At 59.6% G+C, this 6453-nt stretch carries 8 protein-coding genes; 4 read left to right on the forward strand and 4 right to left on the reverse strand.

From position 1 onward, the window contains the following. Positions 1 to 65: 65 nt before the first annotated feature. Positions 66 to 1085 (forward strand): DUF4917 family protein, encoded by a 1020-nt coding sequence (locus KGA82_RS03335; protein WP_008025718.1) that lies wholly within the window; start codon positions 66 to 68, stop codon positions 1083 to 1085. Between the two features lie 133 nt (positions 1086 to 1218). Here KGA82_RS03335 and KGA82_RS03340 read toward each other — a convergent pair whose 3' ends face one another. Further along, complete coding sequence (locus tag KGA82_RS03340; RefSeq protein ID WP_008039507.1) at positions 1219 to 1761, reverse strand: helix-turn-helix domain-containing protein; 543 nt, start codon at positions 1759 to 1761, stop codon at positions 1219 to 1221. Positions 1762 to 1919: 158 nt separating this feature from the next. Between KGA82_RS03340 and KGA82_RS03345 the strand changes: the two genes are divergently transcribed. Next, positions 1920 to 2702, forward strand: a complete 783-nt coding sequence (locus tag KGA82_RS03345) for an aldolase (protein ID WP_223449611.1) — start codon at positions 1920 to 1922, stop codon at positions 2700 to 2702. A 29-nt stretch (positions 2703 to 2731) separates the two neighbouring features. Continuing rightward, the gene (locus KGA82_RS03350) at positions 2732 to 3619 is read left to right on the forward strand and encodes a dihydrodipicolinate synthase family protein (RefSeq protein WP_223449612.1); all 888 of its coding nucleotides are present in this window, start codon (positions 2732 to 2734) and stop codon (positions 3617 to 3619) included. A 143-nt stretch (positions 3620 to 3762) separates the two neighbouring features. Here the strand turns inward: KGA82_RS03350 and KGA82_RS03355 are convergent, their stop codons facing one another. From KGA82_RS03355 to KGA82_RS03365, 3 genes are all read right to left on the reverse strand, one after another. Next, a complete protein-coding gene (locus KGA82_RS03355; protein ID WP_008025708.1) occupies positions 3763 to 4107 on the reverse strand; it encodes a YegP family protein in 345 nt (114 codons plus the stop codon). A gap of 164 nt (positions 4108 to 4271) precedes the next feature. Further along, a complete protein-coding gene (locus tag KGA82_RS03360; RefSeq protein WP_223449613.1) occupies positions 4272 to 4577 on the reverse strand; it encodes a ribbon-helix-helix domain-containing protein in 306 nt (101 codons plus the stop codon). Between the two features lie 14 nt (positions 4578 to 4591). Beyond that, positions 4592 to 5173 carry a DJ-1/PfpI family protein gene (locus KGA82_RS03365; RefSeq protein ID WP_223449614.1) on the reverse strand — a complete coding sequence of 194 codons (582 nt, stop codon included), beginning with the start codon at positions 5171 to 5173 and terminating at the stop codon, positions 4592 to 4594. A gap of 293 nt (positions 5174 to 5466) precedes the next feature. On the opposite strand from KGA82_RS03365, the gene KGA82_RS03370 reads away from it, so the two are divergent. Further along, positions 5467 to 6357 carry a DMT family transporter gene (locus tag KGA82_RS03370; RefSeq protein ID WP_207286753.1) on the forward strand — a complete coding sequence of 297 codons (891 nt, stop codon included), beginning with the start codon at positions 5467 to 5469 and terminating at the stop codon, positions 6355 to 6357. Positions 6358 to 6453: the final 96 nt, after the last annotated feature.

Consider the following 6453-nt stretch of genomic DNA (forward strand, 5'->3'; position numbering starts at 1 on the left):
TCAAGTCCGGGTCGTGATAAAGTCGCCGCCCATCCGACCTTTTGCTTTTTGAGACGACGACCGCAATGACCGATTTCCAGGATGTCGATGCCCAACTAGAAGACTGGAACGCCCTGCGCGCCACCGCCTCGATCAGCGGCCTGCTGGTGGGCAACGGCGCCAGCCGCGCGGTCTGGGACGATTTCGGCTACGACTCGCTGTTCGAGAACGCCCGCACCGTCGAAGAAAAACCCCTGAGCCAGTCCGAACTCAGCGTGTTCGACGCGATGCAAACGCGCAGTTTCGAGCAGGTGCTGGGTGCGCTGAAAACCACCAGCCGGGTGAACAAGGCCCTGGCCGTCAGCTCCGCCGCGCCGCGCAATCGCTACTACGCGATCAAGGAAGCGCTGATCAACACCGTGCACGCGGTGCACATCCCGTGGCGACTGGTGGTGCCTTCGACACTGGCGACGATCAATCAGGAACTGGGGCGTTACCGGACGGTGTTCACCACCAATTACGACTTGCTCAACTACTGGGCGATCCAGCACCAGCCGGATGCGATCACCGACCTGTTCCAGGGTGCCGAGCCAGGGTTTGATTTGAGCGCCACGGCGACCGATAAAACCCGTCTGCTGTACCTGCACGGCGGTTTGCATCTGGTGCGCAATCAGGACGGCACGGCACGCAAACTGATGTCGACCGAAGGCACGCTGCTGGGCAGCTTTGCGATCAACAACACGATCAAGACGCTGGATGACGTGCCGCTGTTTGTGAACGAAGGGCCGAGCGCAGACAAGCTCAAGACCATCCGCAGCTCGGATTATCTGTCGTTTTGCTATGACCAGTTATTGGGGCATGCCGAGGGCTTGTGCATCTTTGGGCATGCGCTGGGCGAGCAGGACAGCCACATCATTCATGCGTTGCGCCAGGCGAAACCCAAGGTGGTCGCGATTTCGATTTATCCGCGCAGCAAGGCGTTTATCCAGCATCAGAAGCGGCATTACGCGAAGGTGTTTGAGGGGACCGGATCAGAGCTGCGGTTTTTTGATTCGAAGACGCATGCGCTTGGAAGTCCCAAGCTCACCGTTCCCGTCGAGGTGTAACACCGATTTTGTAGGAGCCGGCTTGCTGGCGATGGCGGTGGCGGTGGCGGTGGGTCAGTCGACGCATTTATCGCCTGATCGGACGCAATCGCCAGCAAGCCGGCTCCTACAGGGGTGCGCGGTGTTATGCAGCTCACTCTTCAGCGCTATGCACCACCACCAGCAACTGCGCCTGAACCTCGCCCACTGAGCGGATCCGGTGCGGTTTCTGCGCATTGAAGTGCAGCGCATCACCGCGCTCTAGCAGCACGCGCTCGTTCATGAAGTCCACTTCCACCTGCCCTTCGTGGACAAACAGAAACTCCTCCCCCACGTGTTCCTTGAAGGTTTTGTCCGCGAATTCGAACGGCGGATAAATGATGAACGGCAGCAGACTGCGCTCACTCACCTGATGCGCCAGCACCGCATAGCCGGGGCTCTCATCATTGGCCGCCAGCGACTGACGCTCATGGCTGCGCACCAGGCTGTAGCTGTCGAGGCTGACGCTGTCTTCGGAGAACAATTCCTCGACCTTGACGTTCAGCGCCTTGGCCAGTTTCAGCGCCGCCGCGATGGACGGCGTATTCAACCCGCGCTCGACTTTCGACAGATAGCTCTTGGTCATCCCGGATTTTTCAGCCAGGGCCTCGAGCGTCACGCCCAGTTTTTTTCTCAGTAATTTCAAACGGATAGACATGCAGAACGATTAATCCATCAAGGAGGCAACGATTCATCCTTGCCAATGACACAATGTGTCATATAGCATCATTTGTGTCATTTGCATTCACCAAGGCCTTGCGAGCAACGAGTGAACGGCAAATCCGACGTCCATTGAACCACCCAAAGGACACCGATATGGCCAAGACCTTAGCATTACCCAAAGAGCAACTGGTCAAGCAAGCGCTGACCCAGATGCAAAATACCCTGGCAGATAATACGTGGACCGACCGGCAAAAGCTGGCCCTGACCTGCCGCATTCTGTTCGTGCACGGCCACGACTCCGGCCTGGCCGGGCAGATCACCGCCCGTGGCCCGCAGCCCGGCACTTACTACACTCAACAACTGGGCCTGGGTTTCGACGAAATCACCGCCAGCAACCTGCTGCTGGTCAACGAAGACCTGGAAGTGCTTGAAGGCCACGGCATGCCCAACCCGGCCAACCGTTTCCACAGTTGGGTGTACCGCGCCCGGCCGGACGTGAACTGCATCATTCACACGCACCCGACGCACGTCGCGGCGCTGTCGATGCTCGAAGTGCCGCTGCAGATTTCCCACATGGACCTCTGCCCGCTCTACGACGATTGCGCGTTTCTCGAAGGCTGGCCGGGTGTGCCGGTCGGTAACGAAGAAGGCGAGCTGATTGCCGGCGCCCTCGGCGACAAGCGCGCGGTCCTGCTGTCGCACCACGGTCAGTTGTCCACCGGCACGACCATCGAGGAAGCCTGTGTGATCGCGCAACTGATCGAACGCGCCGCGAAGCTGCAACTGTTGGCCATGAGCGCCGGGACCATCAAGCCGATCATTCCGGAACTGGGTCGTGAAGCCCACGACTGGATCTCGAAACCCAAGCGCCATGGCGCTGCGTTCAACTACTACGCTCGGCAGAACCTGCGCCAACACGCCGATTGCCTGAACTGAACCCACGCATTTTCAAGAGGAGCGTCGCCATGTCGACCCCAACGATTCACGGCATCATCGGCTACACCATCACCCCGTTCACCGCCAATGGCGAAGGCGTTGATCTCGACGCGCTCGGACGTTCCATCGACCGCCTGATCGACGACGGCGTCCACTCGATCGCACCGCTGGGCAGCACCGGCGAAGGCGCTTACCTGAGCGACGCGGAGTGGGACCAGGTCAGCGAGTTCAGCATCAAGCACGTGGCCAAACGGGTGCCGACCATCGTCAGCGTATCCGACCTGACCACCGCCAAAGCGGTGCGCCGCGCACGTTTCGCCGAAGCCCATGGCGCCGACGTGGTGATGGTCTTGCCGACGTCTTACTGGAAACTCAGCGAAGCGGAAATCCTCGCCCATTACCGCGCCATCGGCGACAGCATCGGCGTACCGATCATGCTCTACAACAACCCGGCCACCAGCGGCACGGACATGTCGGTCGACCTGATCCTGCGCATCGTCAACGCCGTGGACAACGTGACCATGGTCAAGGAGAGCACCGGCGACATCCAGCGCATGCACCAATTGCAACGGCTCGGCGAAGGTCAGGTGCCGTTCTACAACGGCTGCAATCCGCTGGCGCTGGAGGCTTTTGCAGCGGGTGCGAAAGGCTGGTGCACGGCGGCGCCGAACCTGATTGCGCAGCTCAATCTCGATTTGTATGAAGCGGTTTTGGCCAATGATCTGAGCAAGGCGCGTGAACTGTTCTATCGCCAGTTGCCGTTGCTGGACTTCATTTTGAAGGGTGGGTTGCCGGCGACGATCAAGGCCGGCTTGCGTGCGACCGGGCTGGAGGTGGGGGATCCACGGTTGCCGGTGTTTCCGTTGGGTGAGGATGGCCTTGGTCAGTTACAAACCTTGTTGAAAGCATTGCGCTGATCTCGAAGTTCACAAAAAACCAATGTGGGAGCTAGCCTGCTAGCGATAGCGGCCTGACATTCAACATCTTCGTCGAATGTTCAGCAGCCATCGCTAGCAGGCTAGCTCCCACAGTGGATTTGTATTGGGTCTGGAAGATGTGCTCAAAGCACCGGCAAGGTCTTGTCCTTGATCACGGTGGTCGGGCCGTTGGTCTTCACGCTGGCGATGCCTTTTTCCCGCGCGGCCTCGGAAGAATAGGCCTCGCTGCTGCCGATGATCTCGTGGTTGGCAGCCTTGAGGTTGAAATACGGATGGCCATCCTTGGTGGTCTTTTTCTCGTAGCGCTCATCCAGCGGGCTGTTCTTCTGCACTGAGGCGATGCCGTTTTCGGCGGCGCTGCGAGTGGTGTAGTGCTCGCTGTTCAGAATGGTTTCGGCATTCGCCGCTTTCAACACGAAGCGAAACTGGCCGTTGCTGGTTTTGCTCAACTCATACCATCCAGACATAATTTTTCTCCTTGGCGATTGAGGGGTTTCGCGCTTCAGAGTAAAGACCAGCCATGGATTTTTGTCGCCTGAACCGGCCTCTTCGCGGGCAAGCTTCGCTCCTACAGGAACGCGTTCCCCTGTAGGAGCGAGGCTTGCCCGCGAATGGATCGACACGGTCTACGCTATTTCACCACCGCACGAACCACCGACAACTCCGGCGTCTGCACCCGCCGTTGCGACAAATACCGCGTACAACTCACCCGCAAGAACGAAGCAAAATTCACCACTTCCCCGCGATAATCCATCACCTCTTCATACAGCTTGGCGATCAACTGGTTGGTGGTCATGCCGTCGACCTCGGCGATTTCGCTGAGGATGTCCCAGAACTGATTCTCCAGCCGCAGGGTGGTGACCACCCCGCAGATGCGCAGCGAGCGGGAGCGCGATTCGTAGAGAATCGGGTCGGCCTTGACGTAGAGCTCGCACATGAAAAAGTCCCTCGTTACAGCGTGATTTTGGTGCCCAGCAACCCGAGGAAACCGGCGAGCCAGCTCGGGTGGGCCGGCCAGGCCGGAGCAGTGGCCAGATTGCCTTGAACGTGACCTTCCGTCACCGGGATATCGATAAACGTACCGCCGGCCAAGCGTACTTCCGGTGCGCAAGCCGGGTAGGCGCTGCATTCGCGACCTTCCAGAATGCCTGCCGCCGCCAGCAATTGCGCACCATGGCACACGGCGGCGATCGGCTTGCCGGCCTTGTCGAAGGCACGCACCAGGTCCAGGACTTTTTCGTTCAGGCGCAGGTATTCCGGGGCTCGACCGCCGGGGATCAGCAGCGCGTCGTAGTCGGCTTCAGCGACCTTGGCAAATTCGAAGTTCAAGGCAAACAGGTGGCCGGGCTTTTCGCTGTAGGTCTGGTCGCCTTCGAAGTCGTGGATCGCCGTGCGCACGGTCTGGCCGGCGGATTTGTCCGGGCAGACGGCGTGCACCGTGTGGCCGACCATCAGCAATGCCTGGAACGGCACCATCACTTCGTAGTCTTCGACGTAATCGCCGACCAGCATCAGGATTTTCTTGGCAGCCATGGGGAGGACTCCTCTGGGGAAATGCTTAGGAGTATTCAAGGTAGTCGTTATCCAGAGGGTCGGGTAATAACCAGCTACTACGGCGTTATCGTTCTTCGCGGGCAAGCCTCGCTCCTACAGGATTTCGGTTGGTCGCGGTATTGCGCTCGGCACAAAACCTGTAGGAGCGAGGCTTGCCCGCGAAGGCGTCCTCAACTGTACGGATAACTCTGCGCCTAGCTGTAACAGCGGCCGCCACCGGATTTATGGCTAGATGAAGACACTTCCCGCCACCCTGAATTCTGGTTGCCCTCATGTCCACGCGCGAAAACACCGGCATGGCCCTCGGCCTGCTCGGCGTTGTGATTTTCAGCCTGACCCTGCCCTTCACACGGATCGTCGTGCAGGAACTCCATCCGTTGCTCAACGGCCTCGGCCGTGCGTTGTTCGCGGCGATTCCGGCGGCGCTGTTGTTGCTGTGGCGCAGGGAAAAATGGCCGACCTGGAAACAGGTCAAAGGCCTGACGCTGGTGATCGCCGGCGTGATCCTCGGCTTCCCGGTTTTATCCGCCTGGGCGATGCAAACCTTGCCCGCGTCCCACGGCGCACTGGTCAACGGCCTGCAACCCTTGTGCGTGGCGCTGTACGCCGCGTGGTTGTCCCACGAACGCCCGTCGAAAGCCTTCTGGGCCTGCGCCGCGCTGGGCAGTGCGCTGGTGTTGGGTTACGCGTTGATCAGCGGAGCCGGGAGCATTCAGGCCGGTGATTTGCTGATGCTCGGCGCGATTGCCGTGGGCGGTCTGGGGTATGCCGAAGGGGGACGTTTGGCCAAGGAGATGGGCGGCTGGCAGGTGATCTGCTGGGCGCTGGTGTTGTCGACGCCGCTGTTGATCGGACCGGTGGTGTACCTGGCGCTGCAACACCAGGGCGAAATTTCGGCCAAGACCTGGTGGGCCTTTGGTTATGTTTCACTGTTCTCGCAGTTCATCGGCTTCTTCGCCTGGTACGCCGGGTTGGCCATGGGTGGCATTGCCCGGGTCAGTCAGATCCAGCTGTTGCAGATCTTCTTCACCATCGCGTTTTCGGCGTTGTTCTTCGGTGAACACATCGAACCGATCACCTGGCTGTTTGCTGCCGGGGTGATCGTGACGGTGATGTTGGGGCGTAAAACGACGGTCAAACCCGCACGTATTGCCACTGCATAACCCGAACGGACACACACCTTTGTAGGAGCCGGCTTGCTGGCGATGGATTCAAGAGCACCGCGATTTTCCTGCAACCCCGCGTCATCGTTGACGACC

Source organism: Pseudomonas sp. BF-RE-22 (assembly GCF_019956155.1).
Lineage (GTDB): Bacteria > Pseudomonadota > Gammaproteobacteria > Pseudomonadales > Pseudomonadaceae > Aquipseudomonas > Aquipseudomonas migulae.

Bases quoted from the DNA above. Each gene is read 5' to 3' on its own strand.
- KGA82_RS03350 (WP_223449612.1), top strand. From the start codon at position 2,732: ATGTCGACCCCAACGATTCACGGCATCATCGGCTACACCATCACCCCG.
- KGA82_RS03370 (WP_207286753.1), top strand. From the start codon at position 5,467: ATGTCCACGCGCGAAAACACCGGCATGGCCCTCGGCCTGCTCGGCGTT.
- KGA82_RS03355 (WP_008025708.1), bottom strand. From the start codon at position 4,107: ATGTCTGGATGGTATGAGTTGAGCAAAACCAGCAACGGCCAGTTTCGC.
- KGA82_RS03335 (WP_008025718.1), top strand. From the start codon at position 66: ATGACCGATTTCCAGGATGTCGATGCCCAACTAGAAGACTGGAACGCC.
- KGA82_RS03340 (WP_008039507.1), bottom strand. From the start codon at position 1,761: ATGTCTATCCGTTTGAAATTACTGAGAAAAAAACTGGGCGTGACGCTC.
- KGA82_RS03360 (WP_223449613.1), bottom strand. From the start codon at position 4,577: ATGTGCGAGCTCTACGTCAAGGCCGACCCGATTCTCTACGAATCGCGC.
- KGA82_RS03365 (WP_223449614.1), bottom strand. From the start codon at position 5,173: ATGGCTGCCAAGAAAATCCTGATGCTGGTCGGCGATTACGTCGAAGAC.
- KGA82_RS03345 (WP_223449611.1), top strand. From the start codon at position 1,920: ATGGCCAAGACCTTAGCATTACCCAAAGAGCAACTGGTCAAGCAAGCG.